Raw genomic sequence first — 24079 nt, forward strand, 5'->3', positions numbered from 1 at the left:
GACGCTGCGGAAGGAACGGACGATTCCGACACCCTCGGAACAGACCGGATGGATGATCGCCGTCAGGGATCGGCGTGACCGCGCAGCCTTTTGCGCGCTCTTCGACCATTTCGCGCCCCGCCTGAAGGGCTTCGTCATGCGCTCGGGCACCACGGCCGCCGAGGCCGAGGACATCGTGCAGGACGTGATGCTGTCCGTCTGGCGAAAGGCGCATCTGTTCGATCCGCATCGGGCCGAAGCCTCGTCCTGGATCTATCAGATCGCGCGGAATCGTCAGATCGACATCATCCGCAAGGCCCGCCGCCTGGTGCCCGAGGAGCTTGCGGAGCCGCCTGGCACCGAGCCCGATCCGGCCCAGATCGTCGCGGTGGAACAGGAGACGGGCAAGCTGCGCGCCGCCTTGAGGCGGCTGAAGGGAGAGCAGCGCGAGGTGATCGAAAAGGCCTATCTGGGGGAACTGTCTCATCAAGAGATCGCGAACCAGACGGGGCTGCCGCTCGGGACGATAAAATCACGCATCCGGCTCGGGATGCAGCGTTTGAGACACGAACTGAAGGATCTGGAAGAATGACCGCCATTGGCCATCACACGCCTGACGCGATGTTGGCAGCCTATGCCGCCGGAAGCCTGCCGCATCCGTTCGCGGTGGTGATCGCGACACACGTCTCGATGTGCGAGGACTGCCGTGCGGCGCTCGAGGCGCATCAGGCCGCGGGCGGTGTCGTTCTGGACGAGACCGCGGGCGAAGCGCTGTCAGAGCGTCTGCGCGACCGGGTTCTCGGCCATCTGGACGATGCCGTAGAGGATACGCCGGTCCATGCCCGGACCGGCATCTATCCCGCACCGGTCGTCGCGGCGATGAGCGGCCGTGCCCCGCGCTGGAAGGCCCTGGGCATGGGCGTGAAGCAGGACATCCTGTCAGCGGATGGCGAAGGATCGCTGCGGCTGCTCTATATCCCTTCCGGCCAGGCCGTTCCCGATCACGGGCACCGGGGGACCGAGCTGACGCTTGTCCTTCAGGGCAGCTTCAGCGACGTCACAGGGCGCTTCGGCGTCGGCGATGTCGAGGTCGCGGATGAGGATCTGGAGCATACGCCGACCGCGGATGAGGGCCTGCCCTGCATCTGCCTTGCCGCGACTGACGCGCCCCTCCGCTTCAGCGCGCTGCTTCCAAGGCTTCTTCAGCCCATCTTCCGGATCTAGCGGCCTCGATAGGCCGCAAGGTCGGGCAGAAGGTCGAACGCGCGGATGGCCCAGGCGAAGGGTTTCGGGAAGTCGGTGCGGAAGCGCCGGCTTTTCATCGCATCCAGGACATGACGCGCGGCGTCTTCGGGCTCCATGATCTGCGGCATCTTGAAGGCGTTCTTCGCCGTCAGGCGCGTGCGGATGAACCCGGGATTGACGAGCCGGACCGTGACGCCGGTGTTCTTCAGATCGTGGCGCATCGTCTCGGCCAGGCTGATAAGTCCCGACTTCGATGCGCCGTATCCTATGTTGGCCGGCAGGCCGCGATATCCGGCAAGCGAGCCGACGATGGTGATGTCGCCCGCTCCCCTCCGGACGAAACGAGGTACGACTTCGCCCAGAACGCGGAGCGCGCCCATGAAGTTGACGTCGGCGATCTTCAGCGCCTGCTCGGTGTCCCAATCGCTTGCAGCCATCGGCTCGTAGGCGCCCGCGTTGTAGATGAGGCCGTCGATCTCGCCAGCTTTCTCGACCGCCGCTCGCACGGCATCGAGGTCCGTCACGTCGAGCGGCAGAACGCGAGCGCTGCCCAGATCAGCGGCCAGGCTCTTCAGCCGGTCCTCGCTACGGGCGGACAGGACAAGATGCGCGCCTTCCCGATCAAGCCGCTTTGCCAGGTCGCGACCCAGGCCCTCCGAGGCCCCGATCAGCCAGAATGTCTTATCTTTCAGGTCGGTCATGGGCGTCTTTCAAGTGAATGAGCGTCGGTGACGAGGTCGTTGGGTGGGGGCGGAGCGCTGGAAAAAGGCGCTCGCTTCGCCCACAGCTTGATCGCCTGCCAATGGATCAGCCCCACCACCCGAGCAGCCCCCAGAGGACGGCGGAGGGCGGCGGCCAGCAGCGAGGCGGCGGTGGCGGGACGTCGACTGCCGGACAGGGTCGCCAGCACGCCGTCCTCGCCGTTGCGAAAGTCGATCCGGACGCGGACGGCGTCGTCGTCGAGCCCGATATTGAAGCGATAGGAGCCCTCGACCTTCTGGAACGGCGAGACGTGCATCGCCTTTTCGGCCTCCAGCGTGTCATCATAGCCGATGGGCTCGAAACCTGGCCGGACGCAGACATAGCAGTGCCTGTGACCGAAGGTATTGTCGACTTCGGCGATCACGGCGCGGGGCACGCCCTCGACCAGGGCGAACCACAGACTGATGGGATTGAAGTGCAGGCCGAGGAATGTCGGCTGGGTGAGAAGAAGAATGCGCGCATCCGGATAGGGAAAGCCGCGTTCCGCCAGAACCTCGCGCGCCCAGGCCGCTGCGCGTCCCTCTCCGCGCGGTCCGCCATGACGGATGTCGTGGACGGACCAGAGATTGAAGCGGTTCCGCGAGAAGGGGATCGGCGTGGCGGCGGCTTTCTCGGGCTCGAGCAGCACGTAGTCCACGCCATAACGGAACGCATTCGATACGCGTCCCCGGCGCGCGTGGGTGGTATGGCCCTGGATGTGGTCGAGCATGATGGGTGAGTTACGCACAACCATCGGTCGCGGTTCAACTTTTTCCATCACGAATGAACCGGATAGCCGTACGCCGCGTATCATGCGAAGGTAAAAAGAAAGGCGAGGCAGTCATGTTCGACACGGCAGAGGCCCCCGGCCGCAGGATCGCGGTCATCGGGTCGGGCATTTCGGGACTCGCCGCGGCGCACTACCTCTCCTCCGATCACGATGTCACCCTCTACGAGGCTGCCCCCCGTCTCGGCGGACATGCCCGCACCGTGATGGCGGGCCGGAACGGCGACGTGGCCGTGGACACGGGCTTCATCGTCTTCAACTACGCCACCTATCCGCACCTTACCCGCCTTTTTGGCGAGCTCGACGTCCCCGTGATGAAAAGCAACATGAGCTTCGGCGCCAGCATCGACGGCGGGCGGATCGAGTACGGCCTGACCACGCCGCGCAGCCTCGTCGCGCAGAAGCGCAACCTGTTTCGGCCTCGTTATTACGGCATGATCGCCGACATCCTCCGCTTCGGGAAGCGCGCGGTCGCGGCGGCGACGGACGACGACAAGACCATCGGAGAGCTGATCGAGGAGCTTCGGCTGGGCTACTGGTTCCGCCACTACTACCTGATGCCCATGTGCGGCGCGATCTGGTCGACGCCGGTGTCCGAGATCGACGGTTTCCCCGCACGCTCGCTGGTCCAGTTCTTCCGGAACCACGCGCTCTTGGCCTTCACGCCCGAGCACCAGTGGTTCACCGTCAAGGGGGGCAGCATCGAGTATGTTCAGCGGATCGAGGCCTCGCTTCTGCGGAACCGGGCGACGATCCTCAAGGGCACGCCTGTGGGGAAGGTTCACCGCACGGACGTGGGCGTCATCGTGTCCTCGCCAGCGGGCGAGCAGGCGTTCGACGAGGTGGTCTTCGCCTGCCACTCCGACCAGGCTCTGAAGATCCTGGGCAGCGAGGCGACGGCGGATGAGCTCTCGGCCCTGTCCGCCATCCGCTACCAGACGAACAAGGCCGTGCTGCACCGCGACCCGAACCAGATGCCGCGCCGCAAGGCCTGCTGGTCGTCCTGGGCCTATCGAAGCCAGGACGGAGCCATCGGCGTCACCTACTGGATGAACCGCCTCCAGGGGATCCCGGACGACGAACCGATGTTCGTCACCCTGAATCCGCCCGTGCCGATCCCGGACGAATTGGTCTATGACCGCGTGGATTACGAGCATCCGATGTTCGATCGCGCCGCGATGAACGCACAGCGCCGGATACGTACGCTGCAGGGGCGCAATCGAACCTGGTTTGCCGGCGCGTGGAACCGGCATGGTTTCCACGAGGACGGAATCCACTCTGCCGTCGAAGTGGTCGAGGCGCTGCGCGCGCGGGAAGCCGCCGGCGCCCCCCCTGTCGATGCGGTGACGATGCCCGCCTAATCCTTTTTTGCGGTCCTTATGCCCCGTGGCGCCGCTTGTGTCGCATCGAGCCCAAATCTAGGATTGCGCCGTGACGGGTTGCGCCGGGAGGGGCGGAATGGGCACCGAGATCGCAGAGGCGTCGGGGACCGGCGAGGTATTCTGGATCGACAGCCCCGGCCACCGACGATGGCTCGCCCGCGACGCGCTGCGCTCTCTGGATTTCTTCCGACCAACCATCCGCGACGACGGCGGGTTTCACACCCTCGATGTGGACGGGACGCGCCTGGCTTCAGGCGTGCAGGAGTTGCACACGACGACCCGCCTCGTCCACTCCTTCGCGCTGGGCCACCTCGCCGGCGTTCCGGACTGCGCCGGAGTGATCGACGCCGGCATGCGCTATCTGGTGCAGGGTCACCGCGACGCCGACTTCGAGGGCTATCTGTGGGCCCGGAACGGCGCGTCGATCGTGGATGACCGCAAGCTGGCCTACGGGCACGTCTTCGTTCTTCTCGCCGCGTCGAGCGCTCTCATGGCGGGTCATCCCGAAGCCGACGCGCTGATCCTCGATGCGACGTCGAACCTCGACCGCCACTTCTGGGAGGAGGGGCCGGGTCTCTTCGCCGACGAGTGGACGCGCGAGTGGCTGCCGTTCTCGGATTACAGGGGATTGAACGCCAACATGCATGGCGTCGAGGCGCTGCTCGCGGCGTTCGAGGCCACGGGGCACGAGGTCTATCTCGAGCGTGCGGGCCGCATTCTAGACTTCTTCATGGGACGCATCGCCCCCCAGCACGGATGGCGTCTGCCGGAGCATTACCACGCCGACTGGACGGTCGATCCGTCCTACTCGGGCAACCCGATGTTCCGTCCCGCAGGAACGACGCCGGGCCATTCGTTCGAGCTGTCGCGCCTGGCGTTGCAGCATTGGGACCTTGCCGGTCGGCCGCACAGCAGCGCGCCCGACGCGGCCCGGCGGGTCACGATGCAGGCGCTGGCGGACGGCTGGGACGACGCGCGGGGCGGCGGCATCGTCTACACCCTCGATCACGACGGCACGCCCGCGATCCGCGACCGCTACTGGTGGCCCGTGACCGAGGCGATCGGGGCCATTGCCTCCCTCATCAAGCTCGATCGGACGGCCGAGGACGAGGCGTGGTACAGGCGTCTGTGGACCTTCGCCGACGCGCACTTCGTCGATCATGCGAATGGCGGCTGGTTCCACGAGATCGACGGCGGGGGGCGGCCGACGGCGACGCAGTTCACGGGCAAGCCCGACATCTATCACGCGCTTCAGGCTGACCTTTTCCCGCTGGCGCCAGGGCTGTCGCAACAGGCGGCCGGGCTGCCGAAACTGACGGAGGTGGCGGCCTAGTCGCTGTCGCGGTGATCCTGCCGGGCGGGACCTCGATAGCGTTCCGTCAGGTCGGCCGGAACCTCCGAACCGTCGACGAGGAAGGGAAGGATGCCGCGCCTCGCCGACTTGCCGCGGCGGTTCCGGATCTGGTCATCGGAAATAGTCACACGCTGAGACATGCGGCGGGACCAACGGGCGAGGTGGTCGTAAAGCCTCGCGATCTCTCCCGAAGCTTCAGTGTCGTCTCCCAGGTCCTTGAATTCGCCGGGATCGTTCGCAAGATCGAAGAGCATCGGACGAAAGCCACCCTCGGCGTGGATCAGCTTCCAGCGCCCGTCGAATACCATGAAGAGGCGTGCGTCTCGGGGACTGACACCGAGCGCTTCGGCACGGGGTGTAACGGAATAGTCGTATTCGCTGACGACGACCTCGCGCCACGTCTTCGGCGGCTGGCCGTGAAGCCAGGGCATCAGCGACCGGCCTTCGACGATGTGGTCGGGCACCGCGCCGCCCGCGGCCTCGATGAAGGTGGCGCAGAGGTCGATCGCCTCGACAAGCGCGCCGCAGGTTGTGCCGCGCGTCGCATCGGCGTCGCGTCGGGGGTCGAGGATGATGAGCGGAATCTTCACCGAGGCTTCATGGAAAAAGTCCTTCTCGCCCAGCCAGTGATCCCCCAGATAGTCGCCGTGGTCGGAGGTCAGGACGATCATCGTGTCGTTGGCTTCTCCTGACGCCTCGAGATGATCGAGGAGGCGGCCGAGCTGGTCGTCGCACTGGCGGATGAGACCCATGTAGGCGGGGATCACCTTGCGCCGCACCTCGTCCTGCCGGAAGGCCTGAGAGACGCGCGTATCGTGATACGCGGCGAGAACGGGGTGCGGGGCTTCCAGTTCGGACGCATCCCGCACGGGCGGCAGGATGTCGTCGGGCCCGTACATCGCATGATAGGGCGCGGGCACGATGTAGGGCCAGTGGGGCTTGATGTAGCTGACATGGGCGCACCATGGCGCCATCGCCTGATCGACGAAACGCATCGCCTCGCGCGTGAGCCATGGCGTCTCGCTGTCCTCCTCGCGCACGTTGGCCGCGCGTTCTGCGTTCTCGAACATCCAGCCCGACGCCATCTGCGCCTCGTCCGAGACGCCGGCGTTGGCGTAGTCGGCCCAGGGGTTCTCGCCGTCATAGCCCTGCGACGCGAGGTACTCGTTGTAGGGCGACCGTTTCTCATCGTACCAGCCGTCCGGGCCATAGCCCCAGAGACCGTCGTCGCGCACGAAGGCGTCGAAGCCGCACTCGGCCTGGCGCGCGCCGATCAGGCTGTCGGACGCGAGACCGAGGCGACCCATCCCTTCGGCATCGGCCTTCATGTGCGTCTTGCCGATCAGCCAGCAGCCCATGCCGAGCGCGCGCAGGTGATCTCCTAGCGTCAGTTCCCCGACGCGCAGAGGATAGCCGTTCCACTGAGCGCCGTGGGACGAGACATACCGGCCGGTATAGAAGCTCATCCGCGACGGGCCGCAGACGGGGGACTGGACATAGGCATTGGTGAAGCGGACGCCGCGCGCCGCGACGCGGTCGAAATTCGGCGTCTTCAGGTGCGGATGGCCCGAGCAGGATAGGTAGTCGAAGCGAAGCTGGTCGTACATCACGAAGAGGATGTTCACGGCGTATCCTCCGCGCGGCCAAGGGTCAGGGACTTGCGCATCAGGCGCACCAGCGTGCGGCGCTCGTCTGCATCGAGACCGTCGAGGATGGTGCGCTGAAGTGCTGCGACGAGAGGCAGGAGGCGGGAGTGCAGGGCGAGACCCTCGGGCGTCAGCGCAAGAACGCGGGCGCGGCGGTCCTGCGCGTTGACCGAGCGCTGGATCAGGCCGCGTCGCTCCAGCCGGTCGACGACGCCGCCCATGGTCGCCCGGTCGCAGGCGACGAGATCGGCCAGCCGCGCCTGATCGATGTCGGTCTGGTGTTTGAGCGCGTCGAGGGCGGCGAACTGGACGGGCGTCATGTCGCCGTCGGCCTCGCGCATCGCCGCCTGGAAGCTCTGGGTGGACCGCTGGTTCATGCGGCGCAGCAGGTGCCCCGGCATGTCGAGAAGGTCCGAGACGATGGGTCTGTCCGTCATGGAACCACGAGTAGCCCAAAACGGTAGTCATTCAAACGGTTTGACGCCTGACAAGCAGTAAGCATACATACTAATATTCCGGCAGGAGTCGTCGATGCAGTTCCACCTCAACGGTTTCCGGCCCGGAGATCCCGACTGTCTTCCCGAAGATGAAAAAGCTCGCGACGCCGCGCGCGGCTCGGAGATCGACGTCCTGATCGTGGGCGCTGGACCGGCAGGGCTGACGCTTGCCGCACAACTCGCGCGCTTCCCCGAAATCGTGACGCGTCTTGTCGAAGTGAAGCCGGGTCGGATCGAAAAGGGGCAGGCCGACGGCATCTCGTGCCGGTCGATGGAGATGTTCGCGGCCTTCGGCTTTGCCGACCGCGTCGAGCGCGAGGCCTGCGCCATCACCGAGACTGTATTCTGGACGCCCGACCCTCACGACCCGACGCGCATCCGCCGTGCGGGCCGGGTGCAGGACGTCGAGGAGGGGCTGTCGGAGATGCCCCACGTCATCCTGAACCAGGCGCGCATCCACGACATGCTTCTGGAAGAGGTGCAGCGCGGTCCGGCCCGCATGGAGCCCGACTACGGTTTCCGTCTTATCTCTCTCGAGACGGACGAGATGGCCGAACACCCTGTCGCGGCGACGGTCGAGATGGCGACGGGCGAGATCGAGGTGATCCGCGCGCGCTACGTCGTTGGATGCGACGGCGCGCGCAGCGTCGTCCGGCGCGAGATAGGGCGCGAGCTTCGGGGCGACAGCGTGAACCGCCTGTGGGGCGTCATGGACGTCCTTGCCGTGACCGATTTTCCCGACATCCGCTTCAAGGGCGTAATCCAGTCCGCTTCGGACGGGACCATCGTCGTCATCCCGCGCGAGGGCGGCTACCTTGTCCGGCTCTACGTCGAAATGGGCGAACTCGAGGAGGGAGCGAGGGCCGGCGAGACCGGATTGACCGCTGAGACGATCATCGCCAAGGCGCAGGCGATCCTGAGGCCGTTCCGTTTCGAGGTGAAGGACGTGGTCTGGTGGTCGGCCTACCAGATCGGACAGCGGGTGACCGATCGCTTCGACGACAGCGAGGGGGACGGCTTCCCACACGTCTTCATCGCCGGCGACGCCTGCCACACCCACAGCCCCAAGGCCGGGCAGGGGATGAACGTCTCGATGGGGGACGCCTTCAACCTGGGTTGGAAGCTGGCCGCCGTCCTGCGGGGGCACGCGACACCCGCCTTGCTGCGCACCTATTCGGAGGAGCGACAGGCCGTGGCGCAGGAGCTGATCGACTTCGACCGGCACTGGGCGCGTGCGGTACGAGAGGCGCAAGCCGACGGCACCGACGAAATACCGGCCGTTCAGCGTCAGTTCATCAGGCAGGGTCGCTATACCGCCGGTCTGGGGGTCACCTATGCACCCTCGATCCTGACCGGCGCGGCGACCTGCCAGGATCGGGCGTCCGGGTTCGAGATAGGGGCGCGCTTTCACTCCGCGCCCGTCGTGAGGCTGGCGGACGCGCGCCACATGCAGCTTGGTCGCGTGGTCGAGGCGGACGGACGTTTCCGGTTGTTTGTCTTCACGCCCGAGGGCGACAGGGGCGGTCAGGGAGGCGTTCTCCGCAGCCTCTGCGACTGGCTTCGGGACGACCTCGCGTCGCCTCTCGTGCGCGCGACGCCGGAAGGCGCGGATCCGGATGCAAGGATCGACGTTCGCGGCATCCTGCGTGCGGATGCGCGCGGTATGGACGTCACGGACCTGCCCGATCTTCTTCTGCCCGCGAAGGGGACTTTTGGCCTTCTCGACTACGAAAAGGCGTTCTGCGCCGACCCCGCGTCCGACGTCTTCAGGATGCGGGGCGTGTCGCCAGAAGGCGCCTGCGTGATCGTCCGCCCGGACCAGCATGTGGGCCACGTCCTCCCGCTGGAGGAGCGGGAGGCCATCGCGTCGTACTTCGAGGGCATATTCAAACCCTGGACGCGGGGCGCTGCCCTGGATGTCCGGCAGAACCGTCGGACGGAAGGGTCGGGCGACCTAGAAGTCGAATAGCTCGCCGAGAAAGCCCTCGCGCTTCTTCTTGTAGGGCCGGCCCCCCTGTGCATCCTGCCGATAGTCCTGTCCCCGAGGATCCTGCGACCGATGCTCTTGCGACGGCATGGAGGGCGGCGCGCGGTCGATGATCTTGTCGAGTTCGCCGCGATCGAGCCACACGCCGCGACACTTCGGGCAATAGTCGATCTCGACGCCGCTTCTTTCGGCGATGACCAGGATTTCTCCGTCAACCGGACACTGCATGGGGTTCTCCGTTCCTGCTAAGCTTCCCGAAAGCTAATCACTCGTCGCAAAATTCCAACGGGCGGCGGAGGCTCCGGCGCTGCGGCGCCCAATGTATCCGTTACGGCCAAGACAGATACTGACCCCCTGCCTGCGGAGACCGTTTTCCGTCCGTGAAGTGCGCTGTCTTCGCCAAAAAAACACGCAGCTGGCCCTCGCGTCGATCATCGGCGACGTCGGCCGCCTCGAACTCCTCAAGGTGTCCGTTCTACTCACGCCGGCGTCTTGGCAGGAGGTCTAGAAGGTCGGATGGGGATCGGAGGAGGACATGGCAGCCCGTAGGAGTATCGTACGGGAACGGAACCACAACATATAGCGAACAGCGCTCTCGCCATATTCAATTATTTCAATGAGTTAGATATTCGTTGCGACTCTGCCATACCACCTGTACCCTGTACATATTTCGTACATATCCGGGTTCGACTGTAGTGGAGAGTGGTGATGGCGCGACGGTCTCTTGGAGGCAAGCTTTACGTCGAGGAGCGGGAGGGAGGCGGCAGCTACCTCTACCGCTATCGGCTCGACGGACGGGACAACTGGATGAGCGTCGGCAAGGTCGCGGACGTGTCGGAGGAGCAGGCGCGGCAGGAGCTGGCAAGGCAGTCGGAGATCGTCCGCGAGGGCAGGGATCCTGTGAGAGAGCGGGTCGCCGTCAGGCGAAGGGGTCTGACGGTGGAGGACGCGGTGCGGGAGTACTGGTCGCTTCACTGCCGACACCTCGCGAAGCACGAGGTATGGATACGCATGTTCGAGATTCACGTCTTCCCGAAGGTGGGGCGCGTGCCAGTGGCGCAGTTGACGGCTGACGAGGTCTTGAAGGTCTTAAAGCCGATCTGGAAAGATCAGTACCCGACCGCGAAGCGGTTGCGGACGCGTCTGGGGCTGGTCCTCCGCCACGTCAGTATCGACGACCCCCGCGTGGACATCGCGATCCCCGACCGCGTGAAGGCGCGGCTGGGGACCGTCCAGTGGCAGGAGAGGCCGCACCCGGCGTTGCCGTGGGAGAAGGTCCCTGCCGTCTTCGAGGCGCTGTCGTCGTCGGTCGCGCACAACGCGCTGAAGCTCCTGATCCTCAGCGGTGTCCGCGTCGCTTGTGTGACGCGCGCGGAGTGGAACGAGGTCGACTTCGACGCTGCCATCTGGACCGTGCCCAAAGAGCGGGTGAAAGGTTGGAAGTCAGGCTTCAGGGTCCCCCTGACGGGGGGCATGATCGACGTCCTGCGACGGCAATGGCACCGCCGCGGCGAGTCGAAGTTGGTCTTCGCGTCGAAGGATGCGTGGAAGCGGGCCTACGTGTCGGAGAACACCTTCAACAAGTGGCTGCGTGAGAATGACTGGAAGGACGAGCAGGGCGAGGCGGTGACCGCCCACGGGTTCCGGTCCTCCTTCCGCGACTGGGCCTCTCAGGCGCGCGTGGAGCGGGATCTGGCTGAGCACTGCATCCAGCATGTCTCGGCGCAAGGCACCCGCGTAGAGCGCGCCTACTGGCGCGAGGACCGCCTTGAGGCGCGGCGTGGCGTGATGGAGGCGTGGAGTGCCTTCGTCACCGGGATCAGTGCTGAGGAGCGCCGTGAGGCGCTGGCGCAGAAGTCCGAGGCGCTGCACCGGTGGCATCGGGACGTGCCATACGTGGAGGCCGACCTGCGTGGCATCAAAGCGGACTGGGATGACGTTGACTAACCTATTGTAATCCGTGGTGCTTCGTATGCGGACTTATGCGACCCTCGCCGAAGCATCTCCACCGTCAGATTCGGCTATTGGCGCACGTTGACCCGTTCTCGGGGCGAAGCCGGCGGCGGGCTCAGACCAGAAGTTCATGGGCCCCTCACGCCGCAGTGCATCATCCTCATTGCCGACTTTCAAACATGGAAGAACTTGAATGCGAATAGACGTTCCTCACGATTTGTCGCCCACTTGCCTTGCAGGGTTTGCATGCGTGCTTCGAGACCTCCCTGAGGCCGCTGAGTACGAGTTCCATTTCGGGGAGGAACGTTGGTTTCCACCGTTCTCTATGCTGCTACTTTCCGCGATGCTTCGTCAGTTCCGGACAAGCAGGCCAGAGGCCCGAAGGCGTGCGCGGGAGCACGAGAAACATACCTACGCGGCCCATTTCGGATTCTTTCGGTCCTTCGGACTCCCTCACGGCAAAGCGCCCGGCGAGGCACCGGGAAGCTCTAGATACGTCCCTATCAGCGAACTCGACGCAAATGAGATACGGCAAGAGGCTTTCGACTCATTCCAAGAGGTCGGTGACGTGATCGAAGGCAAAGCTGCCGAGCTGGCCGGAATACTAACCCGCCAGCAAGCGGGAGAACTGCAAGATACCCTCACCTATTCTATCCGCGAGATTATGCGTAATGTTGTCGAGCATAGCGGCTCTGACAAGATCCACCTTTGTGCCCAGTACTGGCCCCTACGCAACGAAGTCGAAGTCGGGATTGTTGATGATGGCGTTGGCATCCACAGGGCTTTGACCGAGAACCCCGCCTTTGAATGGCTGACTGAAGTCGAGGCGCTCCAGATGGCGCTAATGCCGGGCATCTCGGGCAATCCACTCGCTGGTCGCGGAAATGACCAGTGGAACAATTCTGGGTACGGCCTCTACATGACCAGCCGCATTTGCCGAAACGGCGGAAGTTTTCTGCTGTGCTCTGGCACTGGGGGTATCGAACTTGACCACGATGGAAAACGGACCTTCGAGACCGATTTCCAAGGAACTGCGATCCGGTTGGTGATCAACACGGCTGACCTCAGTGCACTTCGAGAACGCCTCCAACATTTCGCGGAGGAAGGGAGGGCGGCAGCCGCACAGATCGCAGGAGCGAACCTCAACGTGGCATCCACTGCGTCTCAAATGCTGACAAGGGATTTCCGCAAAGAGTAGTCAGAGAGGTCGTGATTCAACCAACTGCCTGAGTTCAACCACGGCCTTAAGGTGTCATTCCCGAGCGAACACCATGCCGTAGCCCGGCTTCCCGTGGACCGCCAGTCACTGCACGCGGAAGATATCCAACGTTGCAGCTCGCGCGTCGCCGGTGCACAGAAGTTCCCATTCGTGGTGATGGCGGGCGCGCCGCGAGCGGGGGACCACAACATCTGGCGTCCGATCCGGATGAGAGCGTAGCCACCCCACCACCAAGACATCGTGCCAATGCCCGCTGTCTCCAGATGGAAGGGCTCCACGAAACGTTTGGCGGCGTGCGCGACGCGCTCCTTCGGGTGTGGACGGTCTTGCAGCCAATCGCGTGGAGCGCGGATAAGGCTGTCCGCCAACGCCTGCTCATCGGGTCGAGTGAGGCTCTTCGAATTCTGTCGCAATAGCCGTTGCTTCAATTGATAGGACGTGACGCGACACGGCCGACCGGAGGGTGTCAGCCAGAGAGGACTGGCTGATCTTACTCTGATGTGGGGCTGCTGTTGAGATTCATAACGGAATAATGTGCCCGTAGCACCCGTAAGCCTGCATCACCCACGGGGGGTATCCCCCTTTGGGTCCCTAGGTGCTTTGGGCGTCGGACGGGCGAGTCGCGCAGAGCTGGCAAGGCGAGTTTTCAGGCAGACCTTCGCCAAGGTCCAGTCTACCGGATGGCACCGTCCCGGACGGGGTGCGCCTGTGTCAGATGGTCGGGGCCTAAGGCGGGCGCAGTCATGCAGCGCCGTGACGCCACAGGCGTGGCGTCGGCAGTCTCAGGTCCTGACGTCGCGGCCTTCCGTCAAAACGAGCACGGATAAAATCGAAAGCCCGCTGACGCGGGCCTTCACTTAATCACTGAGCCAGCAACCGATACACGCTGTCACGGCTGATCCCGAGCGCCTTGGCAGCCCCCAGCTTCGATCCGGCCTCCTCGACCGCCTTCAGCACCGCAGAGCGCTTGATCGACGGCGGACGACCCTTGAACGGGCTGTCAGGACCCTTTGCCAGTGCGGCTACGATGCCTTCACGCTGACGCTCGGCGCGGAGCTGGGTCTCGAACTGACCTATGGCGGCGAGGATGGTGAAGAACAACTCGCCTGCAGGGGTGTTGGTGTCGACGTCCTGTTCGAGGACCTTCAATGCGACGCCCTTCTCTTTCAGCGTCGCGCCGATGTTCAGCAGGTCCCGCGTCGAGCGGGCAAGGCGGTCGAGCCTCGTGCAGACCAGCGTGTCGCCTTCGCGGACATAGTCCAACATGCGCTCCAGTTCCTCGCGACCTTTCCGCTTGGTGCCGCTACGCTTCTCGGCGAAGAGCTTCTTGCAACCGGCGCGCGTCAGCGCGCTCTCTTGCACGTCGAGCGACTGGCCCGTGGTCGAGACCCGCGCGTATCCAATCAATTCTCCCATGATCGCCTCCTTCTGTCCGTTTAGAGTTCCTGTCATCGTACATACTGTACGAAAACGTGATTCGGAACTCTAATCGTACAATAAGCGTGCCTAAATCGACTGCACGGCCTGAGTATACTCAATTAGGACACTCCCGATGACGCGGGTGCATCGAAGAAGTCGCGAGGAAGTGAGACTGTCTTAGAACTTACAGCGATGGCAGGTTAATGAGACGGCCCTACCCAGCTTCAGTGGGTGTCTTTGATTGCGTCCCTAGTGAGACGCGGTCCCGCATAAGGCGAACCCCTAGATAGGCAGCTCAGTGGTAATACGTGCATTTGCCCCATACATGCGCACACCACACGCTTATGTAGCTCTGGGATTGGGAGATGATGCGTGCTGGAGCCGCTACTCCCTCGCAACGTATGCGTCTTTATGCATACGTCTGAGTTGAACAGCGAGATCCCCCTATAGTTCAACGGATTCTTAGTACTCGAAGGCGCGCAGCCGCTAGACGACGTTTTCAGCGCACGTGCCGGTCCAAGGTGGAACAAACTTCTCTGTTGGTTTCTTGTTGAAAGGATTGCGGCAGAAGAAGAGGCTTCCAACCGAACAACCCAAAGGTGCTCAATGGTTGATGTGACCAAGAAGGGGCGATCCGAAGGGCCGCTGACACCGGTCTGCGCCATCGGCGCTTCGGCTGGTGGAGTTCGGGCGCTTCAGAAGTTCTTCGAGAGCATAGACCCCGAACTCGGGCTGGCCTACGTCGTCATCGTCCACCTGTCGCCTGACCACGAAAGCCAGTTGAGCGAGATCCTGACCGGCCGCACCAAGATGCCGGTTCTTCAGGTCGAGGACTCGCCGAAGCTCGAGCCGAACTGCGTCTACGTCATCGCGCCGGACCGCGAGCTTTTCATCGACGGCAACAGCGTCGCGTCGCGCCCCTTTACCGAGCCGAGGGGACACCGCGCGCCGATCGACATGTTCTTTCGGTCCGTCGCCAGCGGGCGGGGCGACGGCTTTGCCGTGGTGATGAGCGGTGCCGGATCCGATGGCGCCGTGGGTGTCCGCAAGATCAAGGAGGCCGGCGGCGTCATCTTCGTGCAGGACCCGAGCGAAGCCGAGTTCAGCATGATGCCGCGAAGCGCCATCGCCACCGGCGTCGCCGACTTCGTCGAGCCGATCGAACGCATGACCGAACTAATCGCCGAGGTTGCGCGAAGCAAGGACGCTCTCCGTCGGTTGAAAGATGACGAGGCCAAGGACGCCGTGCGGCAGATCCTGGCGTTCCTCCATGGGCGGACGGGGCACGATTTCTCGAACTACAAGCGGGCGACGGTGATGCGCCGGATCGCACGTCGCATGCAGGTGACGCGGCGGACCAGTCTTGCGGCCTATGTCGAGTACCTGCGCGAGAACCCGGAGGAAGCGCAGGATCTCTTCGGCGACCTGCTGATCTCGGTCACCGCGTTCTTCCGCGATCCGGCAGCCTTCGAATCCCTGGTCGAGAAGGCCCTGGAACCGCTTATCCGGAACCTCGACGGGGACTCGAAAATCCGTGTCTGGTCGGCTGGCTGCGCCACCGGAGAAGAAGCCTATTCCATCGCCATGCTCGCGGTCGAGGAGGCCGAGCGGCAGCAGGTGGTGCCTGCGGTCCAGATCTTCGCAAGCGACCTTGACGATGGCGCGCTGGCCACTGCGAGGGAAGGGCGATACCCGAAGGCCATCGAGGCCGACGTCTCCCCCGAGCGGCTGAAGCGCTTCTTCGTCGAGGAAGGCACGCACTATCGGATACGGAAGGAAATCCGGGAGATGGTCCTCTTTGCGCATCACAGCGCGCTCAAGGACCCGCCCTTCATCCATCTCGACCTCGTGGCCTGTCGCAACCTGCTGATCTACCTCGAGCGCGAGGTGCAACATCAGCTTCTCGCCCTCTTTCATTATGCGCTGGAGCCGGGCGGCTATCTCTTCCTTGGATCGGCCGAAAGCGCCGATACCGATCCCAAACTGTTCGCGCCCTGCGACCGCGAGGCACGGGTCTATTCCGCGAAGCCCAAGAACAGACGCAGCATCGACCTTCTGATGCAACTGCCCGCCGAACACCGGCCGCCGCTTCCTTTGACGCGCGACTACGAGGGACGCGTGCAGGCAAAGCCATCCCCCGTGGTACACGCCGCGGCGCTGGAACAGTTCGCGCCGCCAAGCGTGCTGGTGGACGAGGAACACCGCATCCTCAACCTCTCCAAATCCGCCGGCCAATTCATCCGGCTGCCCGAGGGGCCCTTCACGTCGGACCTGCCCTCGGTCCTCCGCGCCGAGTTGCGTCCCGAGGTTCTTCTGGCGCTTGACCGCGCGTTCGAGGCCGGAGAGCCGACGCTGACGTTGCCGGTCAATGTCGGGCTGAACGGCGACGCGAGGCGGGTGGTGATGCATGTCCAGCCCGTCGTCGCCGAAGGGCAGGGGGGGAAGCAGGCGCTGGTCCTTTTCATCGATACGGGCGCTGCGTCCGGCGATCGGGCGCCGGACGTCCTCGATGGAGATGTGGCAAGCATCGAGCGCATCCGCCAACTCGAATCCGAACTCAGGACCACGCAGGACCGTCTCAGCTCCAGCCGGCGCGAGCACGAGAGGTCGAACCAGGAGCTTCGCGTCGCGAACGAAGAGCTTCAGTCGATCAACGAGGAGTATCGCTCGACCGCCGAGGAACTGGAAACCAGCAAGGAAGAGCTTCAGTCGATCAACGAGGAGCTTTCGACCGTCAACAGCGAGCTCAAGGACAAGCTTGACGATGTCGCCTCGGCCCACAGCGACCTTCAGAACCTGATCAACGCGACCGACATCGGCACTCTGTTCCTTGACGCCAAGCTTCGCATCAAGATGCTGACGCCTGCGGTCGAGCAGCTTTTCAGCGTCACCGACAGCGATGTCGGCCGGCCCATCACCGACTTCACGCACAAGCTCGCCCACGACGGGGTGGCGCGCGAGGCCGAGAAGGTCCTGCGCGATCTTGTCCCGATTGAATCCGAGGTCGAGACCAAAGACGGCCGCTGGCTGATGATGCGGCTGCGTCCGTACCGGACGGTCGACGACAAGATCGAGGGCGTCGTCCTCAGTTTCGTGGACATCACCGTGCGCCGCCAAACCGAGGAGCGGCTGCGCGAGAGCGAGGCGCGCTATCGCCGGCTCTTCGAGTCGATGGACGAGGGATACATCCTGGCCGAGGTCATCCGCGACGACGCGGGCAAGGCCGCCGATGTCCGTTACCTCGACGCCAATCCCGCTGCCCGCCGGCTGGTGAACACCGATTTCATGGGCAAGCGTCTTTCGGACGTCGGCGGCGACTTCGAACGCCATTGGTACACGCTGCCGGGCCAGGTCCTCGACACCGGAACACCCGAGCACGCCGAGCTTTTCGCCAAGCCGCTGGATCGCTGGTTCGGCGCCAGCTTCAGCAAGCTTGACGACAGCCGCGTCGCGATCCTGTTCCAGGACATCAGCGATCGGAAACGCCACGAGGCGGAGCGCGAGATGATGATGGGCGAGTTGAACCACCGCGTGAAGAACATGCTGGCGGTGGTCCAGTCGATCGCCAGCCAGACCCTTCGGTCTTCGTCCGATCCCGAAGCGTTCGTCTCGGCTTTTCAGGACCGAGTGCAGGCTCTGGCACGGACGCATGGCCTCCTGACCAAGGAACGCTGGCTCGGCACCGACCTGCGCGAGCTTGCCGACGCCGTTCTGGGAGGCTTCGTGGACGGACAGGACAGGCTGGTGTTCGAGGGGCCGGCTGTCCGGCTGTCGCCGAACGCCGCCATCACGATCTCGATGGCGCTGCATGAGCTGTCCACCAACGCGCTGAAGTATGGCGCGCTTAAAAACTCCGACGGGACGGTGAGCCTGTCCTGGGAATTGCGGAAGGACAAGGAGGGCCAGCGGCTGGACGTGTCCTGGAGCGAACACGACGGCCCGAGGGTCGAAAAACCGGAGCGCGACGGATTCGGAAGCCGGATGCTGGAGCGGGGCATCGCCTACGAGCTCGACGGCAAGGTAACGCTCGACTATGCGCCGACGGGACTTACCTGTCGTATGTCGTTTCCTGCTGAAAGGATCTTGAGCGATGACGGATGAGCCCCTCACGATCCTCGCGGTAGAGGACGAAGCGCTGATCGCGATGGAGCTAGAGGATCTTCTCAAGGATCTCGGACACAACGTCATGGGGCCCGCTTCCACGCCGGCCGCAGCGATTGAGCTGCTTCAATCGCGTAAACCTGATGTTGCCGTCGTTGATGCGAATCTCGCTGGCAAAAGCGCACAACCCGTCGTCGATGCTTTGAAAGACGCCGGGGTCCCCGTCATTCTTGCTTCAGGCTATGAGCCAAATGAGTTGAAGCAATTCGGCTTAGAAGGTCTGCTTGTAAGCAAACCTTATCGCGCAAAAGATCTTGCACGAGCGCTGGAGCACGTACTCAGGTCAGGAAAGGATTAGAGACGACGTGAGCCCTTCCTCTGTCGTTCTTAATCCGCCACGTTTGGCTGTAGTCGATCGACCGCTTTCGCGCTTTCAATACTTTCGTTGGCTCTAGCGTCAGAACCTCAGGCCGAAGAGCGTCGCTCCAGTGAAACCGGTAGGCGATGACACCGCGACGGTACGGCTGAGAGAGCCCTTGGAAGCGCTCAAGATCCCCGCCGGGGTTCGCGCTCATCGAAGCCGCTGACGCGGTCCCGTACCAGTCTCCGTGTCGCCTCGGCGTGAGGACGATGACGTGGAACAACTGGAACAAAATGTTCCACGCTAGGTCCCTGTACTTCCTTGCTTGTTCCTCTTGTTCCTTTTGTTCCTTTAAGAAGAAGAGAAGAAATAAGTAGAGCAGGTAAGGCGGCGGCGGACGCATTCGCTCGCGCGGGGGAACTGCTTCTCAAAATCGGGAACTTGCGGAACATCCGGTATTTGCCCTATAAACTCAATGGCTTATCATGGAACAAAGACGGTCGGTTCGTGGAACACCGGAACAAAATGGCGGGTGCAGGGGGTCGAAAAGGAAAGAGGCCGCTAACGCGGCCCCTTGGCATGTTGGAACTTCTCTGTATCGCTGGCGTGGTGGCGTGTCGTGGCGCTGTCTCGGGAAGGATACTGATCCGCTTCGATACTGATCCGCCTGAGCCGCCCCGCACAGAGGCCACGCCCCGCCGTCAGGCGGCAGCGTCCCCCTCGTACTCGTCCTCGTCGGCATCAGCGGGCGTCAGCGGCGCGGGGGTCGCCCCGGCGCTTGGCGATGACCTCCAGCATGTGCTCCAGCTTCGGGAGACGGTAGCACCACCTGTTGCCCTCGTACTTCTCCCATTCACATCCGGTGAGGCGCACCCGCCCCTCGAAGCGGGTCCGCTTGCGGGGAAGCTCCTCGCCGAAGACGTGCTCGAACACGGCAGCAGCGCATGCCTCGTTCTCGTTCCGGATGTCGCCGGTCTTGGCAGCGATAGCGTCGAGAAGCTGCGTCGGGATGCGCGTCTCGTTGTCCGCGTTCAGCGGGAAGCTGTAGGTCTCGCCACCGTCGCGCCAGACGATCTCGCCGTCTTCGATCATGCGGACCAACTGGCGGTGGACCGGGCGCAGGCTCTGGAACCACATGGCCCTGCGGTCGTCGGTCTCCGGAGCAAGGCGGACGTTCCCCCACTCCAAGCCCGCTGACGCGGGGTCGTAGCTCATCAGCTCATACAGCAGGGCCTCGAGCTCCGGCCCCTCGATCATCGCGTGCAGCATGTCGAAGTAGGCCTTGTCGCCCCGCCGCTCGTCGCTGACCTCCAGCACCTCGTAACGCCGGTCGGAGCCATTGTTTTCGATCATGATGGCGTCGGCGAAGTTGGAGTCGAAGACGTACCTCATGTACGACTTCATCCAGATCGGCTGGACGTTCTTCACCTCGACCTTGATCATCTTGGCGTCGACCTTGGTCTTCAGCGCGTTGGAGATGCGGCGGTCGCCCGAGAAGACGGCCTCCTCAGACACTCCAAGGATGTTCATCGTGTGGACCGGTCCGGAGAACCGCCCGACGATGTCATCGGGGTCGGCGAACTGGACGCCGTAAGGCGCGACCAGCGCGCGCAGGAGCGTCCCGAAGGTGCCCTTGCCTGCCCCGCCCTTGCCCCAGATCACGAGGGCCGTTCCCGGCTTCTCTCCGGGGCGCTGGACCATGTGCGCCATCCAAAGCCAGACCCACGCGAAGATGGCGTCGTCGCCCCGGCAGATGATGTCCTTGATGAAGCGCTTCAGCTCCTCGCAGTTGCCTGCGGCAGGCGTCCGGGCGAAGCCCCGGAACAGGTTGTAGGCGTTGCGCGGAGTCTGGGCGGGGTACGGTGCGAAGACGATATCGCTCCAGCGCTGGCACTGGGTGAAGAAGATGGGAACGGGGTTGGCCCACTCACCGCTGTGCGTCTCGAACTTCTCGTGCGCGTACCACTTCCCCAACTGGACCGTGTCCCAGAGATCGAGAGCGGGAGCCTCACCGCGCGGCTGGACCCGCAGGAAACGCCCGCCGCCCGGAACCCGGACGTACTTGAACCCAAGGTCGAGAGAGACGAGTGCTTCGTCGAGGCTGCGTCCCAGAGGGGCGGACATGTCGAACGCAACGTCCTCGTCCTCACACTCCTCCTCTTCCCGCGTCGTCTCTGCATAGGCGCGCGCGCTTTCGATCCGCTCGTCGAGATACTCGTCGGTCGCGTAGCGCTCTTCGGCCCGGTCGTCCTCGCAAGGCGCATCGAGGATGGCGTCGCGAAGCAGTTCCTTCAACTCGTCCGCGTCACCGTTCGGGTTCCTGCCCCACCATGCGACCGCCGCCCGGTTGATGGGCGCGTCGAAGCCTTCCCGGTCGTCACCGTCGCCGATGGACTCGACGATGGCGTCGAAGCCTGCCGCGCGGGTTCCGGTGGACGGCTTGTGCTGCCTCGGTGCCCGCACCTTCGGCTTCTTGGTCTGGTTCTTCTTGCTGGCGGTCCAAGCCAACTCTTCGAGCCACTCAGGTGCCTCCGCGATCTCGACGTCCCACGGCGCGCGACCCTCCGCCCACCGGTAGAAGTTTCCGCTCTCGTGGATCGAGGGCGCGGCGATGATCTGCCCGCCCTGACCACGGACGTCGACCTTCGGTGCGACGGCGCTGGCGGTGTTGCGAAGCTGGCGCTTGGCGCGGAACAGGTAGTGCGCCCCGCCGGAGCCGCTGATGCTGGTCGGGGTCACGGGGAGAGCGCCGTGCTCCGCCTCAAGTGCGGCGAGATTGGCCGCACCCTCTGCGCCGTCGATGTCGAGGACCCAGACGGCCTCGCCCTCTGAGAACACGATGGACACGTTGCGCGGGGCCGTGGCACTTGCGTAGCCGAAACCGTCCGGGTGCTTCTTGGTGCCGGGGTAGGTTCCCTCGCCCCTCCAGAAGGCGATGATGTCGTCGCGGTCGGTACTCGCCCTCTTCTGCCACTCAGAACCGCGCGGGAGCTTGGCGGTGGCATTGCCTCCGCTCTTTCCCGTGCCCTTGCCGGTACTGGGATCAATCGCATGGCTGTCGACCACGTGAAGCCCGTGGTCCGCATAGGCGAGGGCGTGCGCGAGGGTGAAGAGGTTATGGTCGGAGACATCGGCGATGTCAGCCGCGTGACGCTTGATCACGCCGTCGAGGGCAGCGCGCGCTTCCTCGACGTACTTCTGCGGGATCACCAGAGGATCGCGACAGGCGGCGCGCATGCTCGCGGCCCGCTTGGTGTGATAAAGGCTCGCTTTCGGGGGCGCTCCGAAGAAGCGCTTGCACGGCAGGCGGTCGAACGGGACCGCGTGGATGGGGTTTTCAATGTCCACAAGTTCGCCAGCCGCACCAGCTCCGGCGCGCGCGAATGGATTGTCTTCGGTAGCGTAGGAGATCATTTCTTGTATTCTTCTCTACGGGTTATGGTCGTCTGTTAAGGTCGTCGGGCCAAAGGTTAAGATTGGCTAACGGAGCGTCCGGTAGGCCTTGAGGACGTCCTCGGGGTCGAGTTCGCACAGGGCGTCATCGCAGTCCTGCGCCAGCCGCTCAGGCGTCTGCCCACAGGCTGTGGGATGGCTCCAGAGGCCGCGCTCTTCCTTCGGGACATACCCAGCGCGGCGAAGGCTGAGGCGCGTCAGGCGCGTGCCCAAGCTCGCTGCGAGGGTGTCTGCGTTGATGATGTGGGAGTTGCTCTCGATCAGGATGGCGACGATCTCTGCGATCACGGAATCCTCGATCCATTCGATGGCAAGGCTCATGGTTCTCTACCTCTTCATTTCGGTGATCTCCTTGTGGGGTGTCGGGTGTCGGGTCGGCGTCGCCTAGGAGAGGGTGCGACGGCGTCTCTTCTTCGGGGGCTGAGCGGGCAGACCGCATTCAGGACAGCAGGGGGTTTCGGGCGGCAGGATCGGTCCGCCCAACCTCGCGAGGTCTACGGCCTCTGCGTCCGAGAGGACGCCAATTCTACGGCGGATAGAGAGCCACTCGCGCCGGTCCAGCACTTCCGCACCGATTACGGCGTGGCCATCCCCGGTGTCGACGCCCTCGTGTGCGTCGAGGTCGCGTGCCAAGCGCTGGATGCGCTGATCGGCAATAACACCTGCTGCATAAGAGAGCGCCGAGCCTTCGAGGTGATTAAGGGCGGCTGCGATCTTGCTATTCGCGCGCGGCACGGGGACGACCATCTTTCTGTCCACGGTACCCACGTCGGCAAGGGCCACAGCCAGCTTCGACACGGCCTTCGAGCAATTCTGCGCATCAGACATACACACACGCAAAGACGAACTCGGGTCGGGGGCGGTCCGAGCCATCTGCATATGCGAGCGGAGGCTCCTCAAAGAGTCCTGAAGCACTTTGTAGACGTGCTTGACCGTCGCGGACTGCAGGACGTCGTCGGGGATCTTACTCACAAGCGCACCTCGTGGTCAGGACGCGCACGGCGACGTCCGTCATTTCGTCGTCGACGATCACCCCGGCAGAGCGGTCGAGAGCTTTGATGGCCTCGATGTGCGTGAGGGTCCTTGTGGTACTCGTCAGGATCCCAGACCGGATCTGCGATGCGTCGGCGTAGAGGCCGTGGTGGACGCAGAGTTCGACGAGTTCGTCCATGCATCCCAGCACGTCGAGGATGCTCTGCTCGAACCCGGCGAAAGGTTCGTCGGCGTCGATGGCGCTCAGCTCTTCGGCGTGCTTGAAGCGCAAATACTTGATCCGCGCGGCGACCTCGGGCCTTTTGGACAGGTTGGAACCCGCCTGAGCGGGCGTCTTCACCTGCCCGTACACTGCGAGATACGCGGAGCTTTTCGTGCTTCCACTTGCACAAAGTGCGGAGAAGCGCTCGTGCTTCAAGCTGGCCAGCGCAAACGACCCATCTGGTGCAAGCGCATTTTCCGCTTTGCGCGTCACTTCGTGAGTCCGAGCTTGCGGGCCGCGGCGATCCTGTCCGCCGGGCGCAAAGACGCGAGACTTTCAAAAATGGCCCTACTGCCGGAAGCGTCGGCGATTGAACCTCCGGACTTCGGCCCCTCGTTCTGAGCCTGCAGGTGGGTACGCGCGTATTCCATGCGCTGGACGCGCGAGAGGGAATTCACGCGGTCCAGCTCTTCCTTGTCGCCCGCCAGAACCATGTCGGCGCGGCTGCGCTCGGCAAGCTGGGTCTGGGTCTTGGTCAGCTTGCTGGCGTCTACCAACAGGCTGACGAGGTCGAAATCTTCCCCAATGACGGCGGCGAGGCGGACGCGGTCGAGGTCGAGGACGTCATCGGCGGTAAGGTCGATGCCAATGCTGGCCTTCACCTCCGCGATGGCGGCGTTGGCATAGGCGTCGAAGCGCGCCTTGATTTCAGGGCTGCTTTCGCAGATGGCGGCGAACCGCTGGCGGTGTTCAGACATGG

Annotated in this window: 20 protein-coding genes; 9 read left to right on the forward strand and 11 right to left on the reverse strand. The window is 63.9% G+C overall.

Features of this window, described 5'->3' with window-relative positions; translation table 11 throughout:
• Nucleotides 1-52: 52 nt before the first annotated feature.
• Together EF888_RS06830 and EF888_RS06835 are read left to right on the forward strand one after the other, a co-directional pair.
• Nucleotides 53-571, forward strand: coding sequence for a sigma-70 family RNA polymerase sigma factor (locus tag EF888_RS06830; protein WP_109760307.1), 519 nt, complete (start codon nucleotides 53-55; stop codon nucleotides 569-571).
• On the forward strand, nucleotides 568-1203 hold the full coding sequence (locus EF888_RS06835; protein WP_109760215.1) for a ChrR family anti-sigma-E factor: 636 nt from the start codon (nucleotides 568-570) through the stop codon (nucleotides 1201-1203). The genes EF888_RS06830 and EF888_RS06835 overlap by 4 nt, the downstream gene beginning before the upstream one ends.
• Here the strand turns inward: EF888_RS06835 and EF888_RS06840 are convergent.
• Together EF888_RS06840 and EF888_RS06845 are read right to left on the reverse strand one after the other, a co-directional pair.
• The gene (locus EF888_RS06840) at nucleotides 1200-1925 is read right to left on the reverse strand and encodes an SDR family NAD(P)-dependent oxidoreductase (protein ID WP_109760214.1); all 726 of its coding nucleotides are present in this window, start codon (nucleotides 1923-1925) and stop codon (nucleotides 1200-1202) included. The two genes, EF888_RS06835 and EF888_RS06840, sit on opposite strands and share 4 nt — an antisense overlap.
• The gene (locus tag EF888_RS06845; RefSeq protein ID WP_109760213.1) at nucleotides 1922-2695 is read right to left on the reverse strand and encodes a DUF1365 domain-containing protein; all 774 of its coding nucleotides are present in this window, start codon (nucleotides 2693-2695) and stop codon (nucleotides 1922-1924) included. The genes EF888_RS06840 and EF888_RS06845 overlap by 4 nt, the downstream gene beginning before the upstream one ends.
• Before the next feature lie 113 nt (nucleotides 2696-2808).
• Between EF888_RS06845 and EF888_RS06850 the strand changes: the two genes are divergently transcribed.
• The gene (locus EF888_RS06850; RefSeq protein WP_109760212.1) at nucleotides 2809-4113 is read left to right on the forward strand and encodes an NAD(P)/FAD-dependent oxidoreductase; all 1305 of its coding nucleotides are present in this window, start codon (nucleotides 2809-2811) and stop codon (nucleotides 4111-4113) included.
• Nucleotides 4114-4210: 97 nt separating this feature from the next.
• Complete coding sequence (locus EF888_RS06855; RefSeq protein WP_109760211.1) at nucleotides 4211-5467, forward strand: AGE family epimerase/isomerase; 1257 nt, start codon at nucleotides 4211-4213, stop codon at nucleotides 5465-5467.
• On the opposite strand, the gene EF888_RS06860 is transcribed toward EF888_RS06855, so the two are convergent.
• The gene (locus EF888_RS06860; protein ID WP_109760210.1) at nucleotides 5464-7113 is read right to left on the reverse strand and encodes a sulfatase-like hydrolase/transferase; all 1650 of its coding nucleotides are present in this window, start codon (nucleotides 7111-7113) and stop codon (nucleotides 5464-5466) included. The two genes, EF888_RS06855 and EF888_RS06860, sit on opposite strands and share 4 nt — an antisense overlap.
• Nucleotides 7110-7571 (reverse strand): MarR family winged helix-turn-helix transcriptional regulator, encoded by a 462-nt coding sequence (locus EF888_RS06865; protein WP_109760209.1) that lies wholly within the window; start codon nucleotides 7569-7571, stop codon nucleotides 7110-7112. The genes EF888_RS06860 and EF888_RS06865 overlap by 4 nt, the downstream gene beginning before the upstream one ends.
• Before the next feature lie 94 nt (nucleotides 7572-7665).
• Between EF888_RS06865 and EF888_RS06870 the strand changes: the two genes are divergently transcribed.
• Nucleotides 7666-9600, forward strand: a complete 1935-nt coding sequence (locus tag EF888_RS06870; protein WP_109760208.1) for an FAD-dependent monooxygenase — start codon at nucleotides 7666-7668, stop codon at nucleotides 9598-9600.
• On the opposite strand, the gene EF888_RS06875 is transcribed toward EF888_RS06870, so the two are convergent.
• Nucleotides 9586-9846, reverse strand: a complete 261-nt coding sequence (locus EF888_RS06875) for a TFIIB-type zinc ribbon-containing protein (protein ID WP_109760207.1) — start codon at nucleotides 9844-9846, stop codon at nucleotides 9586-9588. The two genes, EF888_RS06870 and EF888_RS06875, sit on opposite strands and share 15 nt — an antisense overlap.
• A 480-nt stretch (nucleotides 9847-10326) precedes the next feature.
• Between EF888_RS06875 and EF888_RS06880 the strand changes: the two genes are divergently transcribed.
• Nucleotides 10327-11565: a tyrosine-type recombinase/integrase gene (locus EF888_RS06880; protein WP_109760206.1), complete on the forward strand. Its 1239-nt coding sequence runs from the start codon at nucleotides 10327-10329 to the stop codon at nucleotides 11563-11565.
• A gap of 574 nt (nucleotides 11566-12139) precedes the next feature.
• Complete coding sequence (locus EF888_RS06885; protein ID WP_126918525.1) at nucleotides 12140-12769, forward strand: hypothetical protein; 630 nt, start codon at nucleotides 12140-12142, stop codon at nucleotides 12767-12769.
• A gap of 882 nt (nucleotides 12770-13651) precedes the next feature.
• Here the strand turns inward: EF888_RS06885 and EF888_RS06890 are convergent.
• A complete protein-coding gene (locus EF888_RS06890; RefSeq protein WP_109760204.1) occupies nucleotides 13652-14206 on the reverse strand; it encodes a recombinase family protein in 555 nt (184 codons plus the stop codon).
• Nucleotides 14207-14815: 609 nt separating this feature from the next.
• Here EF888_RS06890 and EF888_RS06895 point away from each other — a divergent pair.
• The gene (locus tag EF888_RS06895) at nucleotides 14816-18310 is read left to right on the forward strand and encodes a CheR family methyltransferase (RefSeq protein WP_109760203.1); all 3495 of its coding nucleotides are present in this window, start codon (nucleotides 14816-14818) and stop codon (nucleotides 18308-18310) included.
• On the forward strand, nucleotides 18300-18668 hold the full coding sequence (locus EF888_RS06900; protein ID WP_109760202.1) for a response regulator: 369 nt from the start codon (nucleotides 18300-18302) through the stop codon (nucleotides 18666-18668). The genes EF888_RS06895 and EF888_RS06900 overlap by 11 nt, the downstream gene beginning before the upstream one ends.
• A gap of 744 nt (nucleotides 18669-19412) precedes the next feature.
• Here EF888_RS06900 and EF888_RS06905 read toward each other — a convergent pair.
• From EF888_RS06905 to EF888_RS06925, 5 genes are all read right to left on the reverse strand, one after another.
• Nucleotides 19413-22085, reverse strand: a complete 2673-nt coding sequence (locus EF888_RS06905) for a bifunctional DNA primase/polymerase (RefSeq protein WP_109760200.1) — start codon at nucleotides 22083-22085, stop codon at nucleotides 19413-19415.
• Between the two features lie 66 nt (nucleotides 22086-22151).
• Complete coding sequence (locus tag EF888_RS06910) at nucleotides 22152-22445, reverse strand: hypothetical protein (protein WP_109760199.1); 294 nt, start codon at nucleotides 22443-22445, stop codon at nucleotides 22152-22154.
• 63 nt (nucleotides 22446-22508) lie between these two features.
• Nucleotides 22509-23096 carry a hypothetical protein gene (locus EF888_RS06915; protein WP_109760198.1) on the reverse strand — a complete coding sequence of 196 codons (588 nt, stop codon included), beginning with the start codon at nucleotides 23094-23096 and terminating at the stop codon, nucleotides 22509-22511.
• Nucleotides 23089-23457, reverse strand: a complete 369-nt coding sequence (locus EF888_RS06920) for a hypothetical protein (protein ID WP_126918526.1) — start codon at nucleotides 23455-23457, stop codon at nucleotides 23089-23091. The genes EF888_RS06915 and EF888_RS06920 overlap by 8 nt, the downstream gene beginning before the upstream one ends.
• A 131-nt stretch (nucleotides 23458-23588) precedes the next feature.
• Nucleotides 23589-24077 carry a hypothetical protein gene (locus EF888_RS06925; RefSeq protein WP_109760196.1) on the reverse strand — a complete coding sequence of 163 codons (489 nt, stop codon included), beginning with the start codon at nucleotides 24075-24077 and terminating at the stop codon, nucleotides 23589-23591.
• Nucleotides 24078-24079 lie beyond the last annotated feature (2 nt).

The organism is Silicimonas algicola, from assembly GCF_003970735.1.
Lineage (GTDB): Bacteria > Pseudomonadota > Alphaproteobacteria > Rhodobacterales > Rhodobacteraceae > Silicimonas > Silicimonas algicola.

Coding starts and splice junctions, on each gene's coding strand:
- EF888_RS06830 (WP_109760307.1), top strand. CDS start 53: ATGATCGCCGTCAGGGATCGGCGTGACCGCGCAGCCTTTTGCGCGCTC.
- EF888_RS06835 (WP_109760215.1), top strand. CDS start 568: ATGACCGCCATTGGCCATCACACGCCTGACGCGATGTTGGCAGCCTAT.
- EF888_RS06840 (WP_109760214.1), bottom strand. CDS start 1,925: ATGACCGACCTGAAAGATAAGACATTCTGGCTGATCGGGGCCTCGGAG.
- EF888_RS06845 (WP_109760213.1), bottom strand. CDS start 2,695: ATGCTCGACCACATCCAGGGCCATACCACCCACGCGCGCCGGGGACGC.
- EF888_RS06850 (WP_109760212.1), top strand. CDS start 2,809: ATGTTCGACACGGCAGAGGCCCCCGGCCGCAGGATCGCGGTCATCGGG.
- EF888_RS06855 (WP_109760211.1), top strand. CDS start 4,211: ATGGGCACCGAGATCGCAGAGGCGTCGGGGACCGGCGAGGTATTCTGG.
- EF888_RS06865 (WP_109760209.1), bottom strand. CDS start 7,571: ATGACGGACAGACCCATCGTCTCGGACCTTCTCGACATGCCGGGGCAC.
- EF888_RS06870 (WP_109760208.1), top strand. CDS start 7,666: ATGCAGTTCCACCTCAACGGTTTCCGGCCCGGAGATCCCGACTGTCTT.
- EF888_RS06875 (WP_109760207.1), bottom strand. CDS start 9,846: ATGCAGTGTCCGGTTGACGGAGAAATCCTGGTCATCGCCGAAAGAAGC.
- EF888_RS06880 (WP_109760206.1), top strand. CDS start 10,327: ATGGCGCGACGGTCTCTTGGAGGCAAGCTTTACGTCGAGGAGCGGGAG.
- EF888_RS06890 (WP_109760204.1), bottom strand. CDS start 14,206: ATGGGAGAATTGATTGGATACGCGCGGGTCTCGACCACGGGCCAGTCG.
- EF888_RS06895 (WP_109760203.1), top strand. CDS start 14,816: ATGGTTGATGTGACCAAGAAGGGGCGATCCGAAGGGCCGCTGACACCG.
- EF888_RS06900 (WP_109760202.1), top strand. CDS start 18,300: ATGACGGATGAGCCCCTCACGATCCTCGCGGTAGAGGACGAAGCGCTG.
- EF888_RS06905 (WP_109760200.1), bottom strand. CDS start 22,085: ATGATCTCCTACGCTACCGAAGACAATCCATTCGCGCGCGCCGGAGCT.
- EF888_RS06910 (WP_109760199.1), bottom strand. CDS start 22,445: ATGAGCCTTGCCATCGAATGGATCGAGGATTCCGTGATCGCAGAGATC.
- EF888_RS06925 (WP_109760196.1), bottom strand. CDS start 24,077: ATGTCTGAACACCGCCAGCGGTTCGCCGCCATCTGCGAAAGCAGCCCT.